Source organism: Ruegeria sp. CJ6 (assembly GCF_056536665.1).
The window spans coordinates 75,225-98,159 of record NZ_JBQFQB010000006.1; the positions used below are offsets into that span (position 1 = coordinate 75,225).

Here is a 22,935-nt window from a genome sequence, read left to right on the forward strand (position 1 = left end):
TCGTTGTCTTTCAGACGGTTCTGAATTCCGTGCCGTCTATCCACATCCGATGCATGATGACTGCCAGTTTCCTCGCGAGGGCAATTTTGGCGCGCTTTGCACCACATCGGGCGGCAACACGCATCGGCCATGCCTTCAACGGAGTCCATCAGGTGGTTCTCACAAGCATCACATGCGCTGCTTCGTAAAGCGTCTATCCCACACTGGCATCGCCGGCCTTGGTATTTGATGTGACTCGATCCGTTTGTCTGGATTGGTTTCGCCATGGCGTCATGCCAAAGCAGGCTTCCACCGACTTAGATGAACGGAAACGTTTGGGTCCCTCAATGGCAACACGGAAGCTCATTGCAACTATGGCGCCGACACCGGGAGTTGTCATAAGGCGACGACAGACATTATCTTTGCGAGACTGATCTCGAACCTGCTTGTCCAATTCAGCAAATTCTTCTGCCATCGCATCACGCGCTGACGGGAGCGGGAAGATTGCCGCCACCAGGACCGGGTTACCTGCGATCACGCAAATTGCCGCGCTCTTGACTGAAACATCAAGACCCACGAAATAAGTCTTGGTCATCTCCTTTGAGCTTCAAATCACTACCACAATTATGATGAACCGGCCCGATGACCGCATCTCCCTTATCAAATCAACCTAAACTAATCCATTGGCGCCGACGTCAGACACGTCTGCATGCCTGATCCGAGACGGCACATTATTAACACCGTCAGTTCCCTCGATTGCGAGCCTCCAGCCGTTCCAGATTGATGACTGTAGACAGCATCAGCCGATCGTGGCTCCAGTCCTGTGTTTGGCGAACTGATGCTGATCCGATGGCGAGAACAAATGCAAATGAAAGTATCAGTCCAAGAAATACGGCAGGTAGTCGGGTGTCTGCCATCGGCGCTTCGGTCAACGCTAACACGCGCTGCCGCAGTACGTGCTTTGCCTTTGTTCCGTAAACCAGTGCCACATTAAGAACACGTGGATTGTTCAACGTAATCGATCGCGCGCAGAATTCCAGCAAACAGGTCGTATACTCCTTTGAATCTATGCCCTTACGAGACACGACGGATTGGTCACAGGCCAATTCGCGTAGCCGGTCGAATTGGTGTTTGAGCACCAGATAGGCCGGGTTCCAGAACAGCAAAGGTCGCAAAAGCTCGAACCCAAGCTCCCATTCCACGTCATTGGCTCGGATGTGCTGAAACTCGTGCGCCAGGGCAAATCGCAACTCATTTGGTGTGTTCAACAGATGACTGGGCAGCACGACGTGCCGGCGGCGAAGGCCACGCACAGCGAACGGTACGGTAATCCGATCTGACAGGCGAATGTCCACCTTGGCGGATTGCCGCCAAAGAAAACTGGTCGTGATCGCGCTGCGGATGGCCCATGCATCGCGCATCACACGAACTGTCAGCACCGCTGCAATAAGAGCGAATGCGATCAATGCGCAGTTTGCGGCCATGCTTGCGCCTGCCAGTACGTGGTCCAGCCACCGCTCGCGCGTGTTCAGTAGGGTTTCAAATTGTGCTGCTGGCATGGCAATGTCGCCGCGCAGATAAGCGGCCACGGCAATATCCCCCAGTGCAACAGGTTGCCCCGGCCAGACCAGTCCTGCAAGGCTCGAGACCCCTGTAGCCAAAATGGGGCTGACAAGAACGCAGATACAAAGTGCCTTGAGCAAGCGAAGCTGAGCCACAAATCCATATCGCATCGATGTCCTATCCAGCGCCGCGCGCACTGCCAACCAGATAAAGGCCGACAATCCAAGCACGACATTCAGATCAAGAAACGTATCGAGAACCGGTTTAACCGCTGTCATTTTGCAGTCTCCTCTCTACCAGTGCTCGAATTTCCTCCAAATCATCTTCTGTCAGCCCCTCATCGTCGACCAGCCTTGCAACCAGCGTCGCGGGTGTGTCGTCAAACAGGGTCCGAGAAAGATTCTGCAGCGACCGCGACTGGTACCTGTCCTTTTCCAGCAGGGGTCTGTAGATCAGCGACTTGCCGTTCTTCTCGCTTTCGACGAACCCTTTTTCATCAAGGATACGCAGAATAGTCGCGCCGGATGTATAGGCCAAATTACGATCAGAAGGCAGGCGATCAAGGACATCACGGACCGAACCCTGACCCAGCGCCCAGAGTTCGTTCATGAACTCAAGTTCCACGTCGGTCAGAAGATTTGTTGTCTTTTTCTTTCGCATCGATCTCGGTGTCGCCATTTTCTAGTATGCCTGACAGACAAGCATCCTTTCGCTGTTTCTCAAAGCTTAAACTTTCCAGAAGACGAAGACGCCCCAACCGATGGACAGGAAAAGAGGCGTCCATACAGGTTGGCCTACCAGCCCAAGCCAGGCCAGGAAGATATAGGTCGAGCCGAGCAGTGTTATGAACAACCGATCGCCCAACGTGGTTGTCAGACCAAGTACACCGCGACGTTCAAGGCCGTCGCGGAACTTGAACCCTTCCAATAGTCCAATTAGTGCGATGGCCGCGAAGATACCCACGAATACCGCCAACGTCGCCGGGGTCCAGGCCATCCAGAAATCAGGCCAAAGAGGGGCGGTCCACGAGAATCCCTTTTCCTCTTGCTGGCCAACATTGCCCCATCCGGCTTGCTGGGCGAATGCCCTCGAAGGCAGGAAGGAGAGGGTGAGAAGAAGTCTACGCATATCGAACCTCACACACGGCCCATCGCGAAACCGCGCGCGATGTAGTTGCGGACAAACCAGATGACAATGGCACCAGGGATAATGGTCAGTGTTCCGGCTGCTGCCAGCAGACCCAACTCATACCCCGCGCTGGAGGCGGTGCGGGTCATCACGGCGGCGATGGGCTTGGCCTCGACCGCGGTGAGGGTCTTGGCCAGCAACATCTCGACCCATGAAAACATGAAGCAGAAGAAGGCCGCGACGCCGACACCCGCTTTGATGTTGGGCAGGAAGATCGTCACGAAGAAGCGCGGGAAAGAATAACCGTCGACATAGGCTGTCTCATCCAGTTCTTTCGGGATGCCGCGCATGAAGCCTTCGAGAATCCAGACCGCCAGCGGCACGTTGAACAGCGTGTGCGCGAGCGCCACGGCCAGATAGGTGTCGAACAGGTGGATTGACGAATAGAGCTGGAAGAAGGGCAGCGCGAACACCGCCGCTGGCGCCATCCGGTTGGTCAGCAGCCAGAAGAATAACTGCTTGTCGCCCAGAAACCGATAGCGCGAGAACGCATAGGCCGCTGGCAGCGCTACACAGACCGACAGCACCGTGTTGATCGTCACGTAGATTATCGAGTTGATATAGCCCCAATACCACGTCGGATCGGTGAAGATGGTAATGTAGTTCTCCAGCGTGAAGGTCTGGGGGAACAGGGAAAAGCCCGACAGGATCTCGTTCGTGGTCTTGAAGGACATCGCCACCAGCCAATAGATCGGCAGCATCAGGAACGCGATATAGAGGATCGGGATAAGGGACCGCTTTTTCATTGCGCGTCATCCTTTGTCATCAGAGTGTAGAAGACCCAGCTGACCAGCAGCGTGATGGCGAAGTAGATCAGGCTCATCGCGGCCGCAGGGCCAAGGTCGAACTGTCCCAGCGCGATCTTCACAAGGTCGATCGACAGTAAGGTGGTTGAGTTGCCGGGACCGCCGCCCGTCAGAACGAAAGGCTCGGTATAGATGTTGAAACTGTCCATAAACCGCAGAAGAACGGCGATGGTCAGGACGGTTTTCATCTTGGGCAGCTGAATATAACGGAATACTGACCAGGGGCTCGCTCCGTCGATCTTAGCAGCCTGATAATAGGCATCCGGGATCGACACGAGGCCGGCATAGCACAGCAGCACGACCAATGAGGTCCAGTGCCAGACATCCATCACGATGACCGTGATCCAGGCCGACAAAGGTTGCTGCGTCATGTCATAGTTGATGCCCAGGACGTCATTCAGGAAGTACCCCAGCAAGCCGATCTTGGGCAGAGTAAAGATATTCCACATCGAGCCGACCACGTTCCACGGGATCAGCATCGGCAGGGCCATCAGGACCAGACAGACCGGCACCCAGAACCCTTTGCGCGGCATGGAAAGCGCCACGATGATACCAAGCGGCACCTCGATCAGCAGGATCAGAAAGGTGAACAGGAACTGCCGTCCCAGAGCTGCCTGAAACCGGTCGGAACGCAGGATCTGTTCGAACCAGCCCAGTCCTTCCCAGAAGAACTGGTTGTTACCGAAGGTCTCCTGCACCGAATAGTTGACCACCGTCATCATCGGCACCAGCGCATTAAACGCGACCAGCGCCAGCACCGGCAGGACAAAGAACCATGCTTTTTGGTTTTCCGTTCTCATTGCGTCCGCTCCTCGGTTGCGATCCAGCCGTCGCGGTAGACGCGAGATTGTTCGGGTTTGAATTGCAGGTACACATGTGAGCCAGGGTTGGGCGCGTTGTGTTCTGCTACGGCTTTCACCGGCGTATCACCGACCATGGCACTGACCACATAGTGTCGCCCGATATCTGCGACCTTGGTGACATGGGCAGGGATGCCGGTTTCGCCAAAGCTTATATATTCAGGCCGGATACCCAGATCGGTGCGGCCTCCGTCACCGTGGGTCTGGCCTTCCAGCATCACTTCATGGCCTTCGAATAGGGCCCGTTCGCCCTTTGCTTCGCACGGCAGCACATTCATGCCGGGTGAGCCGATGAAATGGCCGACAAATGTGTGCTGAGGGCGTTCGAACAGTTCCACAGGGGTGCCGATCTGCACGACTTCGCCTTCCTGCATCACGACTACTTCGTCCGCGAAGGTCAGCGCCTCGGTCTGGTCGTGGGTCACGTAGATCATCGTGGCTTTGACGCGCTGGTGCAGCTCTTTCAGCTTGGACCGCAGTTTCCATTTCAGATGTGGGTCGATAACAGTCAGCGGCTCATCGAACATCACCGCGTTCACGTCGTCGCGCACCAACCCGCGACCCATCGAGATTTTCTGTTTGTTGTCCGGGCTCAGACCTGAGGCCCGGGTATTCAGCATATCCGTAACGTCCAGCATCTCTGCAATCTCATCGACGCGACGTTTGATCGTTGCAGGGTCGACTCCCCGGTTTTTCAACGGGAAGGCCAGATTTTCGCCCACAGTCATCGTGTCGTAGATCACCGGGAACTGGAACACCTGCGCAATGTTGCGTTGATCTGGGGGCAAGGCAGTAACGTTCTGACCATCGAACAGAATCTGTCCCTCGGAAGGCGTCAGCAACCCCGAGATGATGTTCAGCAGCGTTGACTTGCCGCATCCTGATGGCCCCAGCAGCGCATAGGCGCCGCCATCGCGCCAGGTGACGTCGATTTCCTTCAGGGCGTAATCCTGTGGCCCCTTGGGATTGGGGAAATAGCTGTGTCGCAGGTTTGCAAGCTTGATTTGTGCCATGTCAGGCTATCCTTTTGCCGTCTTGGCCGAAATACCGGCAATGGGCCGGGTTCATGTAGAAGCTGTGGTCTTCGCCCACCTGATAGGGATGGACACCCGAGGCCAGGGACACCCACGCCTCATCCCCATGCTGGAAGTGCGCGCTGGAATCCGAGCCTGAAAGCTCGGTCACGATGACACGCCCGGTCAGCTCCACGTCGGCGTCGGAAGAGCGGAACGGGGTCACCCGGTGCGGACGCACGGCGACCAAGTAGTCACCATCGGCTATATCGGTGACTTTCCAGCCACCACCGCCGACCAATTGCGCCTGCGCATCAGACACAGTGATGCGCGCCACATTGATGGGCGGGTCAGAGAACACACGAGCTGCAGAGATGTTCTCGGGGTTGCGATAGATATCTGATGTGGGGCCAAATTGGGTGACGCGCCCGTCCTCCATCAAGGCGGTGTAGCCGCCAAGCATCAACGCCTCTTCCGGTTCCGAGGTGGCATAGACGACTACGGCCCCGCGCCCGGCGAACAAGTCGGGCAGTTGTTCACGCAGTTCTTCACGCAGCTTGTAATCGAGGTTGGCCAGAGGTTCGTCAAGAAACACTGCACGGCTTTCCTTTGCAATCGCGCGGGCCAGCGCGGTACGCTGCTGCTGGCCACCTGACAACTCATGCGGACGGCGCTGTAGCATTGGGCGCAACTGCAGCAAGTCGGCGGCCTCTTCGACGCGGCCTTCGATTTCGGATTTTGCCATCCCCGCCACGCGTATGGGCGAAGCGATGTTGTCGAAAACGGTCATATGCGGGTAGTTCACGAAGAACTGGTGTACCAAACTGATCTGCCGCTTTTGCGTGTTCAGCTTGGTGACGTCCTGCCCGTCCATCAGAACTTTGCCTGAGGCGATCGGGTCCAGCCCGGCCATCATCTTGATCAGCGAGGTTTTGCCCGACCCCGTCGCGCCCAGCAACACGTTGAAATGGCCAGTCTTGAGCGTCAGGTTCGTAGGCTTGATATGGATGACATTGCCAACCCGTTTGGTGGCGTCTTTAAGTTCGATCATGTCCGTGGGTTCCGGTCCTTCAGTGCGTCGCACTGGCCTTGGGGTGGGGATGCCGCACACGGCACCCCCGGTTTCGCTTGCTTACTGAGACTGCCAGCGCTGAACCAGTTCGTCATAGTTGACGGTCTGGCCCTGCGGCTTTTCGTTCTCAAGCTTGGCCTTGGGCGAGCCCGGCTTTTCCAACCAGAAGGCGGCATCCTGCGGCTCGTTCAGACGCGGGCCACAGCCACCGTAGACACCGGCGCTTTCGTCAGCGGCCTGCATCCGGGCCATAGTGATGTCCATCTCTTCTGCTAGACGGTCCATCGCCTCTTGCGGGGTGAAGGCGCCCGAGTTCACGTCACCGATCTGCTGCCACCAGATCTGGGCCAGCTTCGGATAGTCCGGCACGTTGATGCCGGTCGGTGACCATGCCACACGGTCGGGTGAGCGGTAGAACTCGACCAGACCACCCAGCTTGGGTGCGCGCTCGGTGAACGACTCGTGGTTGACCGAGCTGTCGCGGATGAAGGTTAGACCCACATGGGATTTCTTCACGTCGACAGTCTTGGACGTCACGAATTGGGCATAGAGCCAAGCCGCCTGAGCACGATCCGCAGGCGTCGACTTCAGGAAGGTCCACGACCCCACGTCCTGATAGCCAACCTTCTGGCCTTCTTCCCAATAGGGGCCGTGCGGACTGGGCGCCATCCGCCACAGCGGCGTGCCTTCGTCATCCACGGTGTTGTTGCCTTCGGACTTCGGCTTCACCATGTCCGCGGTGAAGGCGGTGTACCAGAAGATCTGCTGAGCCACGTTGCCCTGGCTGAGCGCCGGCAACGACTGGTAGAAGTCGTAAGACGCCGCACCCGGAGGCGCATACGCTCGTAGCCATTCATCCCACTTGCGGATCGCATAGACCGCAGCCGGGCCGTTCGCAGCACCACCACGCGAAACGGACGCGCCAACAGGGTTACAGGTGCCCGCTTCCATGCGGATGCCCCATTCGTCGACGGGGACGCCGTTCGGTTCACCCACGTCACCAGCGCCGGCCATCGACAGCCAGGCGTCAGTCATGCGCCAGCCGAGGTCAGGCGCGCGCTTACCATAATCCATGTGGCCATAGATCGTGGTGCCATCGACTTCTTTCACGTCATTGGTGAAGAACTCGGCGATGTCTTCGTAGGCCGACCAGTTGACCGGAACGCCTAGATCATAGCCGTATTTCTCTTTGAACGCGGCCTTGTTGGCTTCGTCATCGAACCAGTCCTTGCGGAACCAATATAGGTTCGCAAACTGCTGGTCAGGCAATTGATACAGCTTGCCATCAGGGCCGGTGGTGAACTGAATGCCCATGAAGTCATCCAGATCCAGCGTTGGCGAGGTTGTCGCCGCCCAATCACCTTCCATCATATCGGTCAGCGGATAGGCCAACTGCAGGCGCGAATGTGTCCCGATCAGGTCGCTGTCGTTGACATAGCCATCATACAGGTTCCGTCCGGTTTGCAGCTGAGTCTGAACAGCCTGAACCACTTCACCTTCGCCGAGAATCTGATGATTGACCTTGATCCCGGTTATTTCCTCGAACGCCTTGGTCAGAACCTCGGATTCATAGGAATGCGTCGGGATACCCTCGGACAGGACATTGATTTCCATTCCCGAGTACGGTTGTGCAGCATCGATGAACCACTTCATTTCGGACAACTGTTCGTCCTTCGACAAGGTCGATGGCTGGAATTCGTCGTCGATCCAACGTTGTGCTGCGGCTTCGTCGGCCCAAGCAGGACCATGCCCCGCAATGACGGCCGCTGCCGCCACGGCGGAAAGTAGATGTCTCCGCATCTGTCTCCTCCCAAAGATTATGTGTTCCGGTGCAGACCGGATGGCAAACAGCATCGATGATATTCGGCGCTGCTGTCAAACTAATTTTTTAGTAGAAAGGAAGAAGTAGATCAACCCATTGTTTTACATATATTATTACCGTTTACGTTGGAGGGTGAACTTCATGGATCACGCCAATTAGCATCAAATACGTGCGCTGCAAACGGCCCATTCCTTCCGTTCGACCCTGGTCACCTTCTCGCGGTGCTGACCGTCAAAGCTGTCGTTCGCTGCAATCGCGAAGCTGGAAAGTAGACGATGGTCTGGGGAACGGCTCTGAGCGGAGATGTAACTTTAACGGACGATGTTGCAGCTTTACCCAACAGACCTGCCATCTATGGATTGTGGTTTCGTCAGGACCCAAGGGCGGGTGCTGATTTGGATGGCCTTTGTGTACTTCGAATATCTCACGTGCAAACTATCATACCAGCTCGAACATCTGATCAGTCGGACTTGGTGATCTCCAATGCTTGTTCCCTTAGCCAATTGATCGCTGGATTGAAGCGGCTACGCTCGTGGCGGACAAGAAAATAAGGGAAGCCACAACTCGGCCGAAACGGAGCTGAACAAAGAGAGGTCAATTTCTGGACTTGCTTTGCCAGCCGCTTGGGGACAGCTGCAACTGCATCCGTCTGTCCTACCAAAAAAGGTAATGTGGTGAAGTAAGGCTGCTGGAACACAGCATTCGAACCATCTCCTTTTTCCCTCATGATCGTATCGGGTTTCAGACCCGAAGTGCCCGGAAAACTGAACTCGATTAACCGGTAAGCCGAAACGTCTTGCGGAGTAAGTGCCCGTTTTGATGACGCATGTTCTTCAAGCGGATGGCCTTGTCGGAACAGGATTTCGTAGGTTTCATCAAATAGCTTCTGAACAAGCAAATCGTTCCTGGCATCCAAATCCGCGTATAGCAGCAGATCAATTGCTCCTTTTTCCAAATCGGTAAAGCTTTGCGGCACCAGTGGCGAGACATCGAACCTTATTGCTGGTGCGGTAACGGCAAAGACCTCCATCATGGGTCCCAGGACAGCCGCGACGCCGTAATCTGTCGAAGCGATGCGGTAGCAATAGTTGGACTGTGCTGGATCAAAGGCGGAAGGCTGGAAGACGTCAGCTATCGCTGACAGGGCAGCATCGACCGGTTCATTCAAGCCCAGAGCATGATCCGTTAATTGGTATCCGGACTGCGTTCGGATCAGCACCGGATCTCCAATAAGGTCGCGTACCCGGGCGAGTATTCGACTGGCGGCGGGCTGGCTGATCCCCAGATGTATTGCCGTGCGTGTCACGCTGCTTGTGCGAAGCAGGAGCTGTAGGAACCGTAGAGTCCTAACATCCAGAGAAGTTAAAATGTCATTCATTTTTTGCATGCTCATCATGCTATTTGCGTCATCCCAATTATGCCCGTCGCGAGTTAACTGACAAGTGAAGCCTAACCGGGCGCCCCCCAAGATCGGGGCGCTCGATCCAAGATCGTTTGGTTGTCGAGACCATCAAACTGTATACGAAAGGGCAGCAGCAGTGATTACACGACGCATGTTCAACTCAATCGCGATTGCAACATACTTGAGCGGAGCTTTCGCCGCCCGCGCTAGCACAGCGGAGGCATCCGGTGACCCAGATCAATCGGCATTTGGCTCTTATGATGTTGAAACAGTGTCCTTTGACAGCTCTGGGGAAACCCTTGTTGGAAAGTTGTTGAGACCTGCTTCGGAAGGACCTCACCCGGCCGTTGTGATCATCGGCCCTGTTGCGTTCGTCAAGGAACAGTCACCGGTGCAATATGCAACCCGCCTGGCATCGCGCGGGCTGGCCGTTCTGATATTCGATCCACGCTATCACGGAGAAAGCACGGGCACACCCCGACGCTACGAGTCTGGTGAAGCCAAGGTTGAAGACGGCCAAGCCGCCCTCGGTTTTCTCGCAAACCAAGAAGGCATCGACGCAAACCGGCTTCATCTTCTCGGGATTTGTCAGGGCGTCAACTGGGCGATTGAAACAGCGGTGACAGACGGTCGCGTGGCCTCTCTCGGGGTTGTCGCGGGCCACTATCTAACTGAGGAAACCGCCAGAATGTACCTTGGCAGTGATACCGAGGTTGAAGCACGCATGGATCGCGCGGCCAAAGCAGCCACCGAATTCGAAAAAACGGGGGAAGCAAGCTACATCCCAATCGTCGGCTCTGAGGATGCCCTTCTGACCGCAACAGCCATCGCAGACTGGTACCTACCATGGGATAACAGGGCCCCTTGGCTGACTTTCAAAGGGGGTTGGGAAAACCGCATCACCGCGATGAGCGAAGCTGGCATTTGGGGCTGGCGGATCGACGAAACAGCCCCTCAACTGAGCCTGCCTGTATTGATGATCCATGGCGACAGAGCGGCAAGCGGTCAGGTCATTCCCCGCCGCATTTTTGAAGAAATCGCGTCAGAAAAGAAGACGCTGTATTGGATCGACGGCGCCAACCAGCTTCAGTTTTACGAAGACCCGTTGATCATTGATGCCGCCGTCAATGCTCTGGCTCCGCACTTTCTTGCCTCCAATCGAACCCTTTGATGCAAACCGCTCGGTTCATTGACGCCGCCCCGGAACAATCATTGCCGGAAAAACGGGCGGCAACATCAAGGCACAGATACACCGGAGAAATATTTGAGATGAGAGTTCTTTCGCTATTGTTCACTTGCACCACGGCCTTACCTGTTGTCGCCGAACAGGAGCTGCCGCCCTTTACCGAAGCCGTTTTGCCGATGGGAAATGATGTCTATACCGTATCGATTGGACCGGGTGGGCCAGATGAAGAGTTCAGCTCAGACGCCACTAACGGCGGGCTCTACAAGCTCACTCCTGATGGCGCGACCGAAGAAATCAAACTCTCGGATGGGCAAGGTCTGCGCAACCCAACAGGGATGGTGCGTTCCGGCAACCAGATTGTCATTGTGGATGGCAATGAGGTCATTTCTACCGCTTCGGATGGCACGGTAAACTGGCGTCAGGCTCTCGATGACGATGGTGTTTTTCTCTACGATATCGAAGCCCTCGACGATGACACCCTTCTTGTGAGTGATTTTGGGCGCGGCGCATTCCTATCGGTCGCAGCCCAAACCGGACAAATTCAACCTCACCTCGGCGATTTGCGCATCAGTGGTCTCGCCCGCTTTGCAATCGCAGAGACAGGTATTTACGCTGTGTCCTGGGGCAGCGACGACGCCTGGGACAGCGCTTTGTATTGGGTTCCGCATTCAGGCAACGGAGATACTGCTGTAGCTGTTTCAACCGGCTTTGGTAACTTGGAATCCGTTGAAGTCGTGAACGGCACAATTGTTGTCGGGGGTTACCGGGGTCACGAGAAGTACCCGAATGCGAGGCTCTTGCGCGTTGAAACTGAAGGGTCCGTAGATCCGCTGAGCGTCGGGTCTCATTCGCGTGGGATTTCCGATATACTCTTCGATGGGTGGTCGATTTGGCTGACCTATTTCTATGACGCATCCTATGCGGAGTTGCCGTCTCAGACGGTGAAAAGTCTCGACCAATAGACGCACGCACTCCGGTTTTCATAGCGCCAGGCTTCCGCAGTAGCATATGGTCGGGGAGCTAACTAGCGGTCCAAAGCGGCCACTGGACATGCTGCAATGGCAGCGCACTTCCAGACATTCGCTACAGACGCGTAATGCTCGCGCTGCAGGTGGTCACGTTAATTGTTTCCCATTGCGTGCTTTAGATATCACGTTCGTTCGAGTGTTAGTCTTTTGATGTCAGATTATGGCAGCCGATCACGCCTGCATATTTCATCGCTTACAAATTTCTCCACCCATTGATCAACCCAACCGCCGCGTCTGCATAGCTCCTTGGGAACTGGTCGGATGTCCGGGCTTTCATGATCGTATGAAGTCCCAGCAACAGGCCGATCAGCAGCTTTGCCGCCTCATCCGGGTCAACATCGATGTGCACGGTCCCTTCAATTTTGGCGCGGCTGAGGATCGCAGCAAACCGTCTTTCCAAGGCGGTGAGGTATCTCTCGATTCGGGCATTCACCTCGGGGTCAGTGCGGTGAAACGAACTGATCGAATTGAAGGCAAGGCACCCCGCATCCTCGATCTTCGGCATACGTTCTGCCGAGGCGATACCCTGGAACCAATCGCTGAGGTCATTCAGCGAATAGGTGTCGGGGTCGGGGAAGTGCCGAGCCTCGGCATTGTCCAGATAAGTATCAAGTGTCTTTAGGAAGAACTTCTCTTTTCCGCCATAGGTGGTTTGCAGTGTGAACCGAGTTAGCCCGGTCTCCTGCTCCAGTTCCCGCGTGCTGGCACCATGGTATCCCCGCCGCCAAAACAGGTCCAAAGCGCCTGCCACAGCACTGTCGTGATCCGTCTTGCGTTTGCGCGCCACAGATTTCTCCTTGCTTTTTCTATCCGCATGGATAGTAATAAATTCCTATCCACTTGGATAGCATTGCGGGCGCGCGGCTGCAAATGCCGCGTGGCCCCACGTCAAACGGAGACCTGACATGACCGCCATCGACCCGACAACCGGGGCCTCAAAGCCCGTAACACTGCGCGCCATCTTCATTCTGAACGCGCTGAAAATCCTACTGGCCCTTGGCTTCTTCGCCGCGTTCAAATTCTACGGTCTACAGGTCGGAGAACTGGCAGGCCTCCAAGCCGCCAACCTGATGCTCTATACGATGCTGGGATATATGGTGACTTTGGCCTGCATCATCGCATCCATCCTCAGGCGCAGCCTGGTCGGTATCCGCGCAGCGATTGCCGTTGATTTTCTGGTCTCGATCCCGGCAACGGCGGTCATCGGCTTTATCATCGCGATCATCAGCATGGGCCTGACGTTTACGGCCTCTGTCCGCTCCTATTTCGCCTATCGCGGCTGAGGTGTTCAGATGAGTCACCCAAACACGATCGACGGCCAATGTATCTGTGGCGCGGTGCGCTATCGGGTGCGGGACAACATGGCCGCCTTCAAACTCTGCTATTGCAGCTTCTGCCAAAAGGCCTCGGGCTCGGCCCATGTTGCGAATGCGTTCACCACGCCCGATCAGATCGAATGGCTGGAAGGCAAAAACATGCTGACCACCTTCGACGTGCCCAATTCCCAAGTACGCCGGGTGTTCTGCCGGAACTGCGGGACGACGCTGCCATTCGAGACTCAAAACGGCAAGATTCTGATTGTCCCCGTTGGCAGCTTGTCCTGCCCGCCGTCCCAACCCGTCAAAGCGATCGTTGGCTGGTCGTCCCGACCTGCGTGGTATGGTGAGGCGCTGGGCCTGATCGAAGAGACTTGCAATGCAGAAAGAGTGGCTCAATGAGTACCGAACAAGAGATCTCACCAGACTTCCCGTTTGACTCGAAATATGTCGAGGTGAATGGGCAGCGCATTCACTATGTCGAGGAAGGAGACGGCTCGCCGGTTCTGTTTCTGCACGGCAATCCCACCTCGTCTTATCTGTGGCGCAACATCATTCCCTATGCCGCCGGGCAGGGCCGCGCTATCGCGATGGATCTGATCGGTATGGGCAAATCGGATAAGCCGGATATTCCCTACCGCTTTGTCGACCATGTTCCCTACGTTGACGGATTCATCGAGGCGCTGGGGTTAAAGGACCTAACGCTCGTCATTCATGACTGGGGCTCGGCATTGGGGTTTCACTATGCGCACCGACATCCCGAGAACATCCGCGGCATCGTGTTCATGGAGGGCGTGGTCCGCCCGATGAGTTGGGCGGGATTTCCGCCCGATTTCCGCACCGGGTTTCGCTTGATGCGGACGCCGGGTCTGGGATGGATGATGATCTCGGGCCTGAATATGTTCGTCGAGAAAATCCTGCCAAGCGCCATAGTACGTGATCTGGCACCGCAAGAAATGTCGCAGTACCGTGCGCCCTTTCCCACAGCACGAAGTCGCAAGCCGGTTCGTGTGTGGCCTTGCGAGATTCCGATCGATGGCACGCCTTCTGACGTTCATGAGATCGTCAGCGCCTACAGCCGTTGGTTGGGAGAAACGCAAACCCCGATGCTGATGTTCCACGCCACGCCCGGAGGCACCATCGGGACAAAAGAGGTCGCCTGGTGCCATCAGACCATCCAGAACCTCGAAGCGGTGGATATCGGCAAAGGCATTCATTTCCTACAGGAAGATAACCCCCATCTGATCGGAGAAAAGCTGGAGGAGTGGTTGGCGCGATTGCCCGCATGACCCCGTGCTGCCACGTGTAGCGGCTGAGCCGTATACATAAATCAGATTTCCTGATTTTATGCTTTAACTATCACCCAATACGTTCAAAGGCCAAACACCGGAGGGAAACCCTGTTGAATCTGACGACCCCCATCCCTTTGATTCTAGCGGCTGTACTGCCCGCCTTTCTGGACCGGTGCTCCGGGTCTGATACCAGCGTCGCTTTGGGCGTATTGGCGCGCGACCGGGTGGCTTTGACCGCGACAGCCAGCGAAATCGTCGTCGATTTGCCTATTGCCGAAGGTGCCGTGGTCAAGGCAGGCGACACGCTGGTTCAGCTTGATCCAACATTGCAAAGCTCAAAACTGGCACTGGCGCAGGCTGAACTGGAAAAGGCGCAGGCCACGCTTCTGAAGCTGCAGGTGGGGCCGCGAGAGGAGGAGATTGCGATAGCCGAGGCCAAAGTCGCGGGCGCTGTTGCACGCCTTGCCGATGCCGAAGCCATCTATGACCGAAACGCCAGACTGGTCGAAAACTCGGTCGTGACCGAAGCGCAGGTAGCAAATGATCTGGCCCTGCGCGATTCCGCGCGAGCTGAACTGGCCAGCGCTCAGGAATCGCTTAAAGAGTTGCAGAACGGCACCAGACCCGAAGACCTGGCGGTTGCCGAAGCCAACGTACGGGCCGCCGAAGCGTTGGTTTCCGCCGAGCAAACAGTTCTGGACGACTTGACGGTTACGGCCACCCGCGACGGCGTGCTGGATTCTCTGCCGTGGAATTTGGGCGAGCGGGTAACATCCGGCAGCCCGGTTGCCGTGATGGTCACGGGCCAGACGCCTTACGCGCGCGTCTATGTGCCCGAGCCGCATCGCGTCAATCTGAAACCCGGCGACATGCTGGAAGTACGCATTGACGGGCTGGCCGATCCGCTGGACGGCGTGATCCGCTGGATCAGCGACGACGCGTCCTTCACCCCCTATTACGGATTGAACAAGGACGACCGCACGCGCCTTGTCTATTTGGCCGAGATTGACTTGCCCACTGCAACACCCGACCTGCCCGCCGGAGTGCCAGTGCAGGTCCCCATGCCATGAGTGATATCGTCGTCTCGACGCAGGGTCTGACCCGTCGGTTTGGGGAAAACACCGCAGTCAACAATCTGGACCTCGAAATCCGAACGGGCCAGATATACGGGTTTCTCGGCCCCAACGGCTGCGGCAAGACAACTACCATGCGCATGCTGACCGGCCTACTGACCCCTAGCAGCGGGGCAATTTCGGTTTTGGGCCGATCAATGCCCGAAGCGGCTGAGCCGTTAAAAAATGAGATCGGGTACATGACCCAGATCTTCTCGTATTACCGCGACCTGACAGTGCTGGAGAACCTTCGGTTCGCGGCAGAAATTTATGGCATTCCAGTGAAGTCGGCCAAGGACCGGATTGAAGAACTGCTGCACACCTATGACCTGACAACCAACATTGATCAGCTCAGCGGCAGCATGAGCGGCGGGCAAAGACAAAAACTCGCCCTTGCAGCGACCGTCATGCACCGACCAAAACTGTTGTTTCTGGATGAACCGACCTCGGCCGTTGACCCCGAAACCCGACGCACTTTCTGGGAACAGCTGTTCGATCTGGTCGATCAGGGCGCGACGATGATCGTCTCGACCCATTTCATGGACGAGGCCGAACGCTGCCACCGCTGGCGATCTTGCAGCACGGGGTGAAGAAGGCGGACGGCTCTCCGCGTGAGTTGATGGATGATCTGCAGGCCGATGTTGTCGAAGTTGAAGGCCCGGACCTGCGCAAGGTCAAACACGCGTTGGACGTCCAGCCCATGATCTTGTCGACCGCGCAAGTCGGATCGCGGCTGCGTGTGCTGGTGGATAAATCCGAACCTCAGCCGGTGGACATGTTGCGCGGCCAACTTGCTGCGTTTCCCGACCTGTCCCTGACCCTGCAGCGACCAAATCTGGAAGACGTGTTCGTCAGCGCCACACGGGGGCCAAAACAGTGATCTCGCCACGCCGCATCGCTGCTGTACTGAAGAAAGAACTGTTACAACTGCGGCGGGATCGGATGACCTTTGCCATGGTGATCATGATCCCCCTGATCCAACTGCTGCTGTTTGGCTATGCGATCAACACCAACCTGCGCCATGTGCCTGTCGCACTGGTGGACCAGTCCGGAACAGAGTTGTCCCGAACATTGGCGCAGATCGTTCAGGCCACGCAGGTCGTGACCATCACCGAACATCTAACAACCCCGCAAGAAGCCGAGCGCGCGATCACTGAATCCCGCGTGCGCGCCGCGCTTATCATCCCATCAGACGTCAGCCAACGCCTTGCCCGAAGCCCGTCTGTCGGGCTGGGCCTGCCCAACGCAACGGACAAGACCAGTAGCCGACCGGTTGCCCATTGGATCGTCGATGGCTCGGACACGATGGTGGCCAGCGCAATCAAATCCCTGCGCACGATGCCTTTGACAGAACTGCTGAAACAACCACCAAACCGGCAGGTGCCTACCTTCGAGGTGACGCTTTACTTCAACCCTGAACAGCGATCAGCAGTCAATATCGTGCCAGGTCTTGTCGGCGTGATCCTGACCATGACGATGATCCTGTTCACTTCAGCCGCCATCGTCCGCGAACGCGAACGGGGCAATATGGAGATGCTGATCAACACCCCGATCAAATCGATCGAACTGATGATCGGGAAGATCATCCCCTATATCTTTCTGGGCCTGATACAGGTCGCAATCATCCTCGGCCTCGGGCATGTCCTTTTCGATGTCCCGATAAACGGCGGATTGGGCATTTTGCTTGTGGTGACCTTGTTGTTCATCATCGCCAGCCTGTCGCTTGGGCTGGTGATTTCCACGCTTGCGCAGAACCAATTGCAATCAATGCAGATGACTATCTTTGTTCTGCTGCCATCGATCCTGATGTCGGGCTTTATGTTCCCCTTCGACGGCATGCCGCAACCAGTCCAGATGATTGCTCAGGTTCTGCCCGCCACTCATTTTATGGACATGATCCGCGGCGTGGTCCTGCGTGGCGCGTCGCTATACGAGTTGCGCTGGGGAATTCTCTGGATGATTGGATTTGCGGCATTCGGATTGTTGGCGGCCACTCTAAGGTTCAAGAAACGGTTGGGTTGAAGGCGGCCCAGAGCTGCCGTCCGTGCGGGAATTGAATGCTGCATTGAGGCTTCCCAGAATCGGGAATTGAAAGACCTCTGTTGAAAACTAAACAACTCGAGGCGCAACCGCAGCCTCATCCGAGCAACGTACGCATCTCACCGTTTTCAAGAACAGCAGTACGACGAGGATCGTGCATCGCAGTTTGAAGCATGGCATGAGCCAATTCATCGGAAGTTACACCGATGGACGGCATCAGCCTTTGGAGCGGTTTGAAAAGGTAGTCAGCCAACTTCCATGTGTTTCTCGGGCCTGACGGCGCAATATAGCCTGGACGAAAGGCGAACCTCCGTTCGAGGTCAGATGCAAACAGTTTGCTCTCCGCTTCGCCCTTAATCTTCAATGCAAAGGACATACCGCCGCCATCTGGCCGAGCACCTTGTGCGGAAAACAAGCAGAACGTCGCGCGGGGCGCAGACCTCTCGCAAGCCGCCAGCAAAGCGCACATCCATTCTACTGTGATTTCCTCGTATTCTGTTCGACTGACGCGCGCGGAATAAGTGGCAAGGCAATGGAAGACGGTGTCGATGCCATCAAGATAGGTTTCGATGGCTTGGGTATCGCCGAATGCTGCAAAGCTCACATCGTTCAGCTTTTGGTGATCTATATGGCACGGCCTGCGCCCAAGTGACACTATTTCGCGCGCAGTTTTTTCGTTCAGCAATGCCGCAAGTACCGAGGAACCCACCATTCCCGTCGCACCCGTCAGCAGGACGCGCCCAAGTGGTCGTATTGTCTTGTCAGGCGGATTGAGCACGGCGCTCTGCCTCTGCTTTCAAGCCGCGATTGAAAGCTTGGTAACCTTCCACATACATTTTTGCCAAACGCCCTCCCATCAGGAACGTGATGCCTCCTATGATTTCATCGGATTGTATGAAGCGAGTTTTGCCACTCTCCAGCGGCTCGACACAAAAGTGATGGTTATCGCGAATACCGCCCGGTCCTTTCTCCGCCCAATAGAACTCTGCCCCGTCCACGACCGAGATTGCGTGATCCAGCGTGGTCAACTTCTCTTTTGATGAATCAAGCTGAAAGTCGACGGTGATTGTCGATCCATCCTTGATCTCTCCGTGGATGCCCACAAGGAACGCCGCCCAGTCCTTGTAGTTTGGCGTGTCGGTCAACGCCGACCAGACCACGTCCGGCGGCGCATCGATCACAATATCGGTGTGGATTTTGTAATGTGAGAGGCTCACTTTTTCCGATGATCCGGTTTCCATGACAATCCTTCCTTTGAAGGTCTCAGGCGTTCTGTGGTGATACGCGATCCCCGCCCTGAATTGTGATCTGCCCAAAACGATCCCGCATGCGCTTGGATCGAAAAAAGTAGATCGAGATGATGATGTAATTGACACATTCCTGGGCGAAGTTCCGGTAGCGATCCGGATTTTCCAACATGTCTAAGGTTTGCACAGCACACATCGTGGCAAGCGCGGTGAACATGACCAGCATGGCAATCGGAGTGACGCTCCAGCGCAGGACGTATCCGGCCAGATAGGTGGCACCCGAAGCGGTGATCAATATCCAATGGAGAGACTGCATGCCCGGCGGAAAGGTCGAGTTTTGCAAAGGCATAAGCGGCGCCAGCCCGGTGAAGTATTCAAGAAACCCGAGAAGTCCCCAGCCCAACATGATAGCTGAGGCGAGCACGATCAGATACTCGAACCCCCGCGAGAGTCGCTGCATGAACCTGTTCATCCCCGTCCCTCAGATCGTGAATGTCTGGTCGGTCATCTCTTCCGAGAGACGCCACAAACGTTCGGTCAAACCGTAGTCTTCGCAAATTGGATTGCGGATCGCGATCCCGGTCTTGCCACTCATTTCTTCGGGGCCTGTAGGGCCGTAGTACTCGCCGCCTTTGACCTGATCAGACAAAGCGGCGAACAGAGATGGCCTCGCAGCGTCTTCATTGGAGTGCAGAAGTTGTTCGACTTGTGCCTTCATGTTAGCGCGCGTTTCTTCGTCCAAATCGTTGAACAGACCGGAATCCGACCCGCCCGGATGCACAGTTAGCGACTTCAGCAACTTGCCCGAAGCCTTGAGTTGACGGTCCAGTTCGTCGCCGAACAGAAGGCAGGCGAGCTTTGATTGATCGTAAGCGACACCACCGTCCTGGCCGCATGTCAGATCGTCAAAGTGACCGTTCGCATTCTTGTGGGCGATACTGGAGAGTGAGACGATCCGCGATGCAGGGTTGTCAGGGATCATGTCGATAAGAAGTGCGGTCAGCAGAAAGTGTCCCAGGTGGTTGGTTGCAAACTGCAGCTCTACACCAGCACCATTTGTTTGAGCGGAATACAGCAGGATACCCGCGTTGTTTATCAGCACATTCAGCTTGGAGTACCGAGCTCGAAAAGCCTCAGCGAACGCACGAACAGAAGTCAAATCGCTTAGGTCCAGCACGAGAATGTCGAGTGATGCGGAAGGAATTCGCGCGAGAACGTTTGCTTTGGCGGCTGCGGCCTTTTCAAGGCTGCGGCACGCCATGACGACGTGAAAACCTGCTTCAGCCATACCGACTGTCGTTTCAAACCCGATTCCATTGTTTGCACCGGTGACGATCGCGACTTTTCCAGATTGTTTAGACATCTCGCATCCTGACAAATTGACATATTGTGAGTGATTGTCAATGTTGACACTAAGTGCTCATTTGTCAATATGTAAATCATGGAAGATCGCTACGACTATATCCTCGAAGCCGCGAAGCAGCTTTTTCTTCGCTACGGCGTGAAGCGAACAGGCATGAACGACATCGCCCATGAAGCGGGCATCTCGCGGCAAACACTATACAAAGCATTCGCAAACAAGGATGAGGTGCTGCAGGCTACGATCCGGTCGCTGGCAGACAGAGTCGTTCTGGATATCGAGGCCGGTCTTAAAAAAGCTGACGGACTTGGAGCACAACTTGATATCGTCTTCAAATATGCCGTCATTGAGCACTATGATTTCTTGCAGTCTTCGCCCAATGCCGAGGACATCATCGCTGGCGTAACTTCGACAAGTCAGAATGAGCTGGAGGCCGGCGCAAAGCGAAACACCGAGATCATCGCGCGTGTCCTGGAGCCGTATTCGAGTGCGATTGAAAGCTGTGACCTGACTGTTGATCAGTACGCGGATTTTATCCAGCGCTCTTCAACAGCGGCCAAGTACAGCGCAAAGAACAAGAAACACTTGATCGGATTGCTGTCCGCTTTGCGAATGTCGGCGTTGAAAGTCACCAGCAGCGTTTAGACGGGTTAGGCCCATAGCAGACCTTGAACAGAAAATTGAAATGCTGCGTTGGCAGCCCGCGTTGCCGACATTGGCGGCAAGCGCACAGTATCGATACAGTTCTGAAAGCTACCTAGGGCGGTCTGGGGCGTGGGGGTTACGCGTTATCAAGCTTTCTATTTCGTTTATTGCTGCAACCGGCAAGGCACCGAAGGTCAATGCCGCTGAAATACCCTCAATTTGTTCTTCTGTCCGAGCGCCTGGAATCGGTATATATGTTTCAGATTGGCCCCAAATCCACCCAAGAGCCCCCTGCACAAGCGTTCGGCCATTTGTGGTCAGTAAATCGCGAACCGCATCGAGTTGTCGCATGAAATCTGGATTTGCCCTGCCATCCGTATAGTACTCCATCCAGCTTTCGCCGGATGCGCGCACATCATCCGATGCGATAACGGTATTCTGATGGTACTTCCCTGAAAGCAGCCCCATCGCAAGTGGTGAGCGGATAAGGGACAACAGTCCTTCCTCTTGGACAACCTGTTGCATGCGAGGCGCATCGAAAAAGACGTTCATCACGTATTCGACCGCCTTGAAGCCATCCCTGGTCGAGGCCGCCCTGGCGTTTTGGGAATAGTCAGTGCTCCAACCATAGGCGCGCAACTTCCCGGCCTCTTTTAAACGGTCCAGTTCGTCAAACACGGCCTCGGCCTGGTCTATTGGCATATCGTTCACATGCAACAGCAAGAGATCAATCCGATCCCGTTCCAGCCGCGACAGACACCCATCTAGTGCAGGGCCAACCTGAGCTGGGGTGAAGGGGTCAAATGAAATCTGCCTGCTCGCTTCATCGATCCCAACCCCAATCTTTGTGACAATCAGGGTGTCGGGTCGATGCTTGAGCGCTTTGCCTAACAAACGTTCCGAATGCCCCGCGCCATAGGCGGCAGCGGTGTCAAAAAGTGTGATTCCACCATCCAATGCGGCGTGGATTGTACGAATGGAGACACCGTCGTCCGATCGGGTGTAACCCAACGACTGCTCGCCACAATACATTTTGCCGCCAATCGGCCAGCACCCCATGCCAAGGGGTGAGATTTCGGTTTCGAGAAAGTTCATGTGTGAGTCTCCTGACTGATCCTTCAGAAGAAACGCCATCACAGTCTTTTCATCAACAGTACAAAATGTAAGTTTCATTTCATGTATGAAAGTTACTTTGACTGGGACAACCTGCGGCTTTTTCTTGCGGTTGCCAGAGCGGGCGGGCTTGGGCCAGCAACTGAACAGACCGGCAAGAGCGCACCCACACTGGGTCGGCGCATGATCGAGTTGGAACGCAATCTGGGAACTGAGTTGTTTCACCGTAAACCGCGTGGGTATGATCTGACTGAGGACGGACAAGCGCTGTTGAAAAAAGTCGAAAGCATCGAAGCGCGTGTCCTACCTGTCACGGAAAGCGGCCTTGCCACCTCACCACCGTTGGTTAAAATTTCGGCCGGGACCTGGGTGACAAGGATTTTGATCAGCGCTGTCGGAAGACTTACGGGATCAATGTCAGTTCGGCTGCGTTTCATCTCGTCAGAAGACCTACTGAACATCGGGCACAGGGAAGCCGCGATTGGTATTCGAAACCACCGGCCAGAAGAGATAGGCTTGGCCGGTCGCAAGATCGGGCGAGTTCGGTTTGGAGTCTATGCTGCGGATGAAAGCATTTCGACCTGGGTTCGCGTGATGTCCAAAACACCCTCGGCCAGATGGGTGAGAGAGCATTCGCAAGAGGACGACGCCATCGAAGTTACGGCGCCACAAAATGCGCTTGAGCTTGCAAATGCAGGTCTTGCCCGAGCGGTTCTGCCAACTTTCATTGGAAACACGCAGCCGGGCCTGATACCAGTGTCACCTTTGATTGACGATCTGGAACATGATCAATGGCTCGTCACGCATCATGAAGATCGGTTTCTTGCTGAGGTGCGGCATGTCATAGATCGCGCTCATGCAGTGATGTCGGAAGCTTGTGAAAACGGTTGA

27 protein-coding genes are annotated in these 22,935 nt (G+C 55.7%); 11 read left to right on the forward strand and 16 right to left on the reverse strand.

All coding sequences use genetic code 11. The annotated features are described in order from the left end of the window. Window positions 1–193: 193 nt before the first annotated feature. The 10 genes from ACR0BT_RS17090 to ACR0BT_RS17135 form a co-directional block, all read right to left on the reverse strand. Complete coding sequence (locus tag ACR0BT_RS17090; RefSeq protein WP_480615753.1) at window positions 194–574, reverse strand: transposase; 381 nt, start codon at window positions 572–574, stop codon at window positions 194–196. A 148-nt stretch (window positions 575–722) separates the two neighbouring features. Next, on the reverse strand, window positions 723–1,820 hold the full coding sequence (locus ACR0BT_RS17095) for a M56 family metallopeptidase (RefSeq protein WP_170392849.1): 1,098 nt from the start codon (window positions 1,818–1,820) through the stop codon (window positions 723–725). Then, window positions 1,807–2,202 carry a BlaI/MecI/CopY family transcriptional regulator gene (locus ACR0BT_RS17100; protein ID WP_170392848.1) on the reverse strand — a complete coding sequence of 132 codons (396 nt, stop codon included), beginning with the start codon at window positions 2,200–2,202 and terminating at the stop codon, window positions 1,807–1,809. Before ACR0BT_RS17100 ends, ACR0BT_RS17095 begins: the two co-directional genes overlap by 14 nt. 66 nt (window positions 2,203–2,268) lie before the next feature. Continuing rightward, on the reverse strand, window positions 2,269–2,670 hold the full coding sequence (locus tag ACR0BT_RS17105; protein WP_480562599.1) for a DUF2160 domain-containing protein: 402 nt from the start codon (window positions 2,668–2,670) through the stop codon (window positions 2,269–2,271). Window positions 2,671–2,678: 8 nt separating this feature from the next. Then, window positions 2,679–3,476: a carbohydrate ABC transporter permease gene (locus ACR0BT_RS17110; protein WP_058280831.1), complete on the reverse strand. Its 798-nt coding sequence runs from the start codon at window positions 3,474–3,476 to the stop codon at window positions 2,679–2,681. Beyond that, a complete protein-coding gene (locus ACR0BT_RS17115; RefSeq protein WP_170392846.1) occupies window positions 3,473–4,336 on the reverse strand; it encodes a carbohydrate ABC transporter permease in 864 nt (287 codons plus the stop codon). Before ACR0BT_RS17115 ends, ACR0BT_RS17110 begins: the two co-directional genes overlap by 4 nt. Next, window positions 4,333–5,409, reverse strand: a complete 1,077-nt coding sequence (locus ACR0BT_RS17120; protein ID WP_480763656.1) for an ABC transporter ATP-binding protein — start codon at window positions 5,407–5,409, stop codon at window positions 4,333–4,335. Before ACR0BT_RS17120 ends, ACR0BT_RS17115 begins: the two co-directional genes overlap by 4 nt. Before the next feature lies 1 nt (window position 5,410). Further along, window positions 5,411–6,460, reverse strand: coding sequence for an ABC transporter ATP-binding protein (locus ACR0BT_RS17125; protein ID WP_170424636.1), 1,050 nt, complete (start codon window positions 6,458–6,460; stop codon window positions 5,411–5,413). 81 nt (window positions 6,461–6,541) lie between these two features. After that, window positions 6,542–8,281 (reverse strand): ABC transporter substrate-binding protein, encoded by a 1,740-nt coding sequence (locus tag ACR0BT_RS17130; RefSeq protein WP_170424638.1) that lies wholly within the window; start codon window positions 8,279–8,281, stop codon window positions 6,542–6,544. A 482-nt stretch (window positions 8,282–8,763) separates the two neighbouring features. Continuing rightward, the gene (locus ACR0BT_RS17135; protein ID WP_480763657.1) at window positions 8,764–9,699 is read right to left on the reverse strand and encodes a LysR family transcriptional regulator; all 936 of its coding nucleotides are present in this window, start codon (window positions 9,697–9,699) and stop codon (window positions 8,764–8,766) included. Between the two features lie 187 nt (window positions 9,700–9,886). On the opposite strand from ACR0BT_RS17135, the gene ACR0BT_RS17140 reads away from it, so the two are divergent. Together ACR0BT_RS17140 and ACR0BT_RS17145 are read left to right on the forward strand one after the other, a co-directional pair. Beyond that, complete coding sequence (locus ACR0BT_RS17140; protein ID WP_480763658.1) at window positions 9,887–10,876, forward strand: alpha/beta hydrolase; 990 nt, start codon at window positions 9,887–9,889, stop codon at window positions 10,874–10,876. Window positions 10,877–10,974: 98 nt separating this feature from the next. Beyond that, complete coding sequence (locus ACR0BT_RS17145) at window positions 10,975–11,853, forward strand: hypothetical protein (protein ID WP_480763659.1); 879 nt, start codon at window positions 10,975–10,977, stop codon at window positions 11,851–11,853. A 259-nt stretch (window positions 11,854–12,112) separates the two neighbouring features. Here ACR0BT_RS17145 and ACR0BT_RS17150 read toward each other — a convergent pair whose 3' ends face one another. Further along, a complete protein-coding gene (locus ACR0BT_RS17150; protein WP_170392839.1) occupies window positions 12,113–12,706 on the reverse strand; it encodes a TetR family transcriptional regulator C-terminal domain-containing protein in 594 nt (197 codons plus the stop codon). Window positions 12,707–12,824: 118 nt separating this feature from the next. On the opposite strand from ACR0BT_RS17150, the gene ACR0BT_RS17155 reads away from it, so the two are divergent. The 7 genes from ACR0BT_RS17155 (at window position 12,825) to ACR0BT_RS17185 (ending at window position 17,661) form a co-directional block, all read left to right on the forward strand. Beyond that, window positions 12,825–13,202 (forward strand): hypothetical protein, encoded by a 378-nt coding sequence (locus tag ACR0BT_RS17155; protein ID WP_480763661.1) that lies wholly within the window; start codon window positions 12,825–12,827, stop codon window positions 13,200–13,202. A 9-nt stretch (window positions 13,203–13,211) separates the two neighbouring features. Beyond that, on the forward strand, window positions 13,212–13,637 hold the full coding sequence (locus ACR0BT_RS17160; RefSeq protein WP_480763662.1) for a GFA family protein: 426 nt from the start codon (window positions 13,212–13,214) through the stop codon (window positions 13,635–13,637). After that, a complete protein-coding gene (locus ACR0BT_RS17165; protein ID WP_480763663.1) occupies window positions 13,634–14,524 on the forward strand; it encodes a haloalkane dehalogenase in 891 nt (296 codons plus the stop codon). Before ACR0BT_RS17160 ends, ACR0BT_RS17165 begins: the two co-directional genes overlap by 4 nt. Before the next feature lie 113 nt (window positions 14,525–14,637). Continuing rightward, the gene (locus ACR0BT_RS17170) at window positions 14,638–15,597 is read left to right on the forward strand and encodes an HlyD family secretion protein (protein ID WP_255611867.1); all 960 of its coding nucleotides are present in this window, start codon (window positions 14,638–14,640) and stop codon (window positions 15,595–15,597) included. Then, window positions 15,594–16,229: an ABC transporter ATP-binding protein gene (locus tag ACR0BT_RS17175; protein WP_480763664.1), complete on the forward strand. Its 636-nt coding sequence runs from the start codon at window positions 15,594–15,596 to the stop codon at window positions 16,227–16,229. Before ACR0BT_RS17170 ends, ACR0BT_RS17175 begins: the two co-directional genes overlap by 4 nt. Further along, window positions 16,226–16,519: a hypothetical protein gene (locus ACR0BT_RS17180; protein ID WP_480763665.1), complete on the forward strand. Its 294-nt coding sequence runs from the start codon at window positions 16,226–16,228 to the stop codon at window positions 16,517–16,519. The genes ACR0BT_RS17175 and ACR0BT_RS17180 overlap by 4 nt, the downstream gene beginning before the upstream one ends. After that, window positions 16,516–17,661 (forward strand): ABC transporter permease, encoded by a 1,146-nt coding sequence (locus ACR0BT_RS17185; protein ID WP_170392834.1) that lies wholly within the window; start codon window positions 16,516–16,518, stop codon window positions 17,659–17,661. The genes ACR0BT_RS17180 and ACR0BT_RS17185 overlap by 4 nt, the downstream gene beginning before the upstream one ends. A gap of 115 nt (window positions 17,662–17,776) precedes the next feature. On the opposite strand, the gene ACR0BT_RS17190 is transcribed toward ACR0BT_RS17185, so the two are convergent. The 4 genes from ACR0BT_RS17190 to ACR0BT_RS17205 are packed head-to-tail and all read right to left on the reverse strand — an operon-like array spanning window position 17,777 to window position 20,289. After that, window positions 17,777–18,457 (reverse strand): NAD-dependent epimerase/dehydratase family protein, encoded by a 681-nt coding sequence (locus tag ACR0BT_RS17190; protein ID WP_480734877.1) that lies wholly within the window; start codon window positions 18,455–18,457, stop codon window positions 17,777–17,779. After that, entirely contained in the window at window positions 18,441–18,920 is a 480-nt protein-coding gene (locus tag ACR0BT_RS17195) for an SRPBCC domain-containing protein (RefSeq protein ID WP_480763666.1), read from the reverse strand. The genes ACR0BT_RS17190 and ACR0BT_RS17195 overlap by 17 nt, the downstream gene beginning before the upstream one ends. 22 nt (window positions 18,921–18,942) lie before the next feature. Further along, entirely contained in the window at window positions 18,943–19,386 is a 444-nt protein-coding gene (locus tag ACR0BT_RS17200) for a hypothetical protein (RefSeq protein WP_480763667.1), read from the reverse strand. Between the two features lie 21 nt (window positions 19,387–19,407). Then, window positions 19,408–20,289 (reverse strand): oxidoreductase, encoded by an 882-nt coding sequence (locus ACR0BT_RS17205; protein WP_480763668.1) that lies wholly within the window; start codon window positions 20,287–20,289, stop codon window positions 19,408–19,410. A 78-nt stretch (window positions 20,290–20,367) separates the two neighbouring features. Here ACR0BT_RS17205 and ACR0BT_RS17210 point away from each other — a divergent pair, with 78 nt between their 5' ends. Beyond that, a complete protein-coding gene (locus tag ACR0BT_RS17210; protein ID WP_170567357.1) occupies window positions 20,368–20,931 on the forward strand; it encodes a TetR/AcrR family transcriptional regulator in 564 nt (187 codons plus the stop codon). A gap of 108 nt (window positions 20,932–21,039) precedes the next feature. Here ACR0BT_RS17210 and ACR0BT_RS17215 read toward each other — a convergent pair whose 3' ends face one another. Continuing rightward, window positions 21,040–22,026: an aldo/keto reductase gene (locus ACR0BT_RS17215; RefSeq protein WP_480763669.1), complete on the reverse strand. Its 987-nt coding sequence runs from the start codon at window positions 22,024–22,026 to the stop codon at window positions 21,040–21,042. A gap of 81 nt (window positions 22,027–22,107) precedes the next feature. Between ACR0BT_RS17215 and ACR0BT_RS17220 the strand changes: the two genes are divergently transcribed. After that, a complete protein-coding gene (locus tag ACR0BT_RS17220; RefSeq protein ID WP_480763671.1) occupies window positions 22,108–22,935 on the forward strand; it encodes a LysR family transcriptional regulator in 828 nt (275 codons plus the stop codon).

Bases quoted from the DNA above. Each gene is read 5' to 3' on its own strand.
- ACR0BT_RS17120 (WP_480763656.1), bottom strand. From the start codon at position 5,409: ATGGCACAAATCAAGCTTGCAAACCTGCGACACAGCTATTTCCCCAAT.
- ACR0BT_RS17165 (WP_480763663.1), top strand. From the start codon at position 13,634: ATGAGTACCGAACAAGAGATCTCACCAGACTTCCCGTTTGACTCGAAA.
- ACR0BT_RS17175 (WP_480763664.1), top strand. From the start codon at position 15,594: ATGAGTGATATCGTCGTCTCGACGCAGGGTCTGACCCGTCGGTTTGGG.
- ACR0BT_RS17145 (WP_480763659.1), top strand. From the start codon at position 10,975: ATGAGAGTTCTTTCGCTATTGTTCACTTGCACCACGGCCTTACCTGTT.
- ACR0BT_RS17105 (WP_480562599.1), bottom strand. From the start codon at position 2,670: ATGCGTAGACTTCTTCTCACCCTCTCCTTCCTGCCTTCGAGGGCATTC.
- ACR0BT_RS17125 (WP_170424636.1), bottom strand. From the start codon at position 6,460: ATGATCGAACTTAAAGACGCCACCAAACGGGTTGGCAATGTCATCCAT.
- ACR0BT_RS17115 (WP_170392846.1), bottom strand. From the start codon at position 4,336: ATGAGAACGGAAAACCAAAAAGCATGGTTCTTTGTCCTGCCGGTGCTG.
- ACR0BT_RS17215 (WP_480763669.1), bottom strand. From the start codon at position 22,026: ATGAACTTTCTCGAAACCGAAATCTCACCCCTTGGCATGGGGTGCTGG.
- ACR0BT_RS17195 (WP_480763666.1), bottom strand. From the start codon at position 18,920: ATGGAAACCGGATCATCGGAAAAAGTGAGCCTCTCACATTACAAAATC.
- ACR0BT_RS17110 (WP_058280831.1), bottom strand. From the start codon at position 3,476: ATGAAAAAGCGGTCCCTTATCCCGATCCTCTATATCGCGTTCCTGATG.
- ACR0BT_RS17220 (WP_480763671.1), top strand. From the start codon at position 22,108: ATGTATGAAAGTTACTTTGACTGGGACAACCTGCGGCTTTTTCTTGCG.
- ACR0BT_RS17155 (WP_480763661.1), top strand. From the start codon at position 12,825: ATGACCGCCATCGACCCGACAACCGGGGCCTCAAAGCCCGTAACACTG.
- ACR0BT_RS17090 (WP_480615753.1), bottom strand. From the start codon at position 574: ATGACCAAGACTTATTTCGTGGGTCTTGATGTTTCAGTCAAGAGCGCG.
- ACR0BT_RS17205 (WP_480763668.1), bottom strand. From the start codon at position 20,289: ATGTCTAAACAATCTGGAAAAGTCGCGATCGTCACCGGTGCAAACAAT.
- ACR0BT_RS17135 (WP_480763657.1), bottom strand. From the start codon at position 9,699: ATGATGAGCATGCAAAAAATGAATGACATTTTAACTTCTCTGGATGTT.
- ACR0BT_RS17200 (WP_480763667.1), bottom strand. From the start codon at position 19,386: ATGCAGCGACTCTCGCGGGGGTTCGAGTATCTGATCGTGCTCGCCTCA.
- ACR0BT_RS17130 (WP_170424638.1), bottom strand. From the start codon at position 8,281: ATGCGGAGACATCTACTTTCCGCCGTGGCGGCAGCGGCCGTCATTGCG.
- ACR0BT_RS17095 (WP_170392849.1), bottom strand. From the start codon at position 1,820: ATGACAGCGGTTAAACCGGTTCTCGATACGTTTCTTGATCTGAATGTC.
- ACR0BT_RS17100 (WP_170392848.1), bottom strand. From the start codon at position 2,202: ATGCGAAAGAAAAAGACAACAAATCTTCTGACCGACGTGGAACTTGAG.
- ACR0BT_RS17210 (WP_170567357.1), top strand. From the start codon at position 20,368: ATGGAAGATCGCTACGACTATATCCTCGAAGCCGCGAAGCAGCTTTTT.
- ACR0BT_RS17160 (WP_480763662.1), top strand. From the start codon at position 13,212: ATGAGTCACCCAAACACGATCGACGGCCAATGTATCTGTGGCGCGGTG.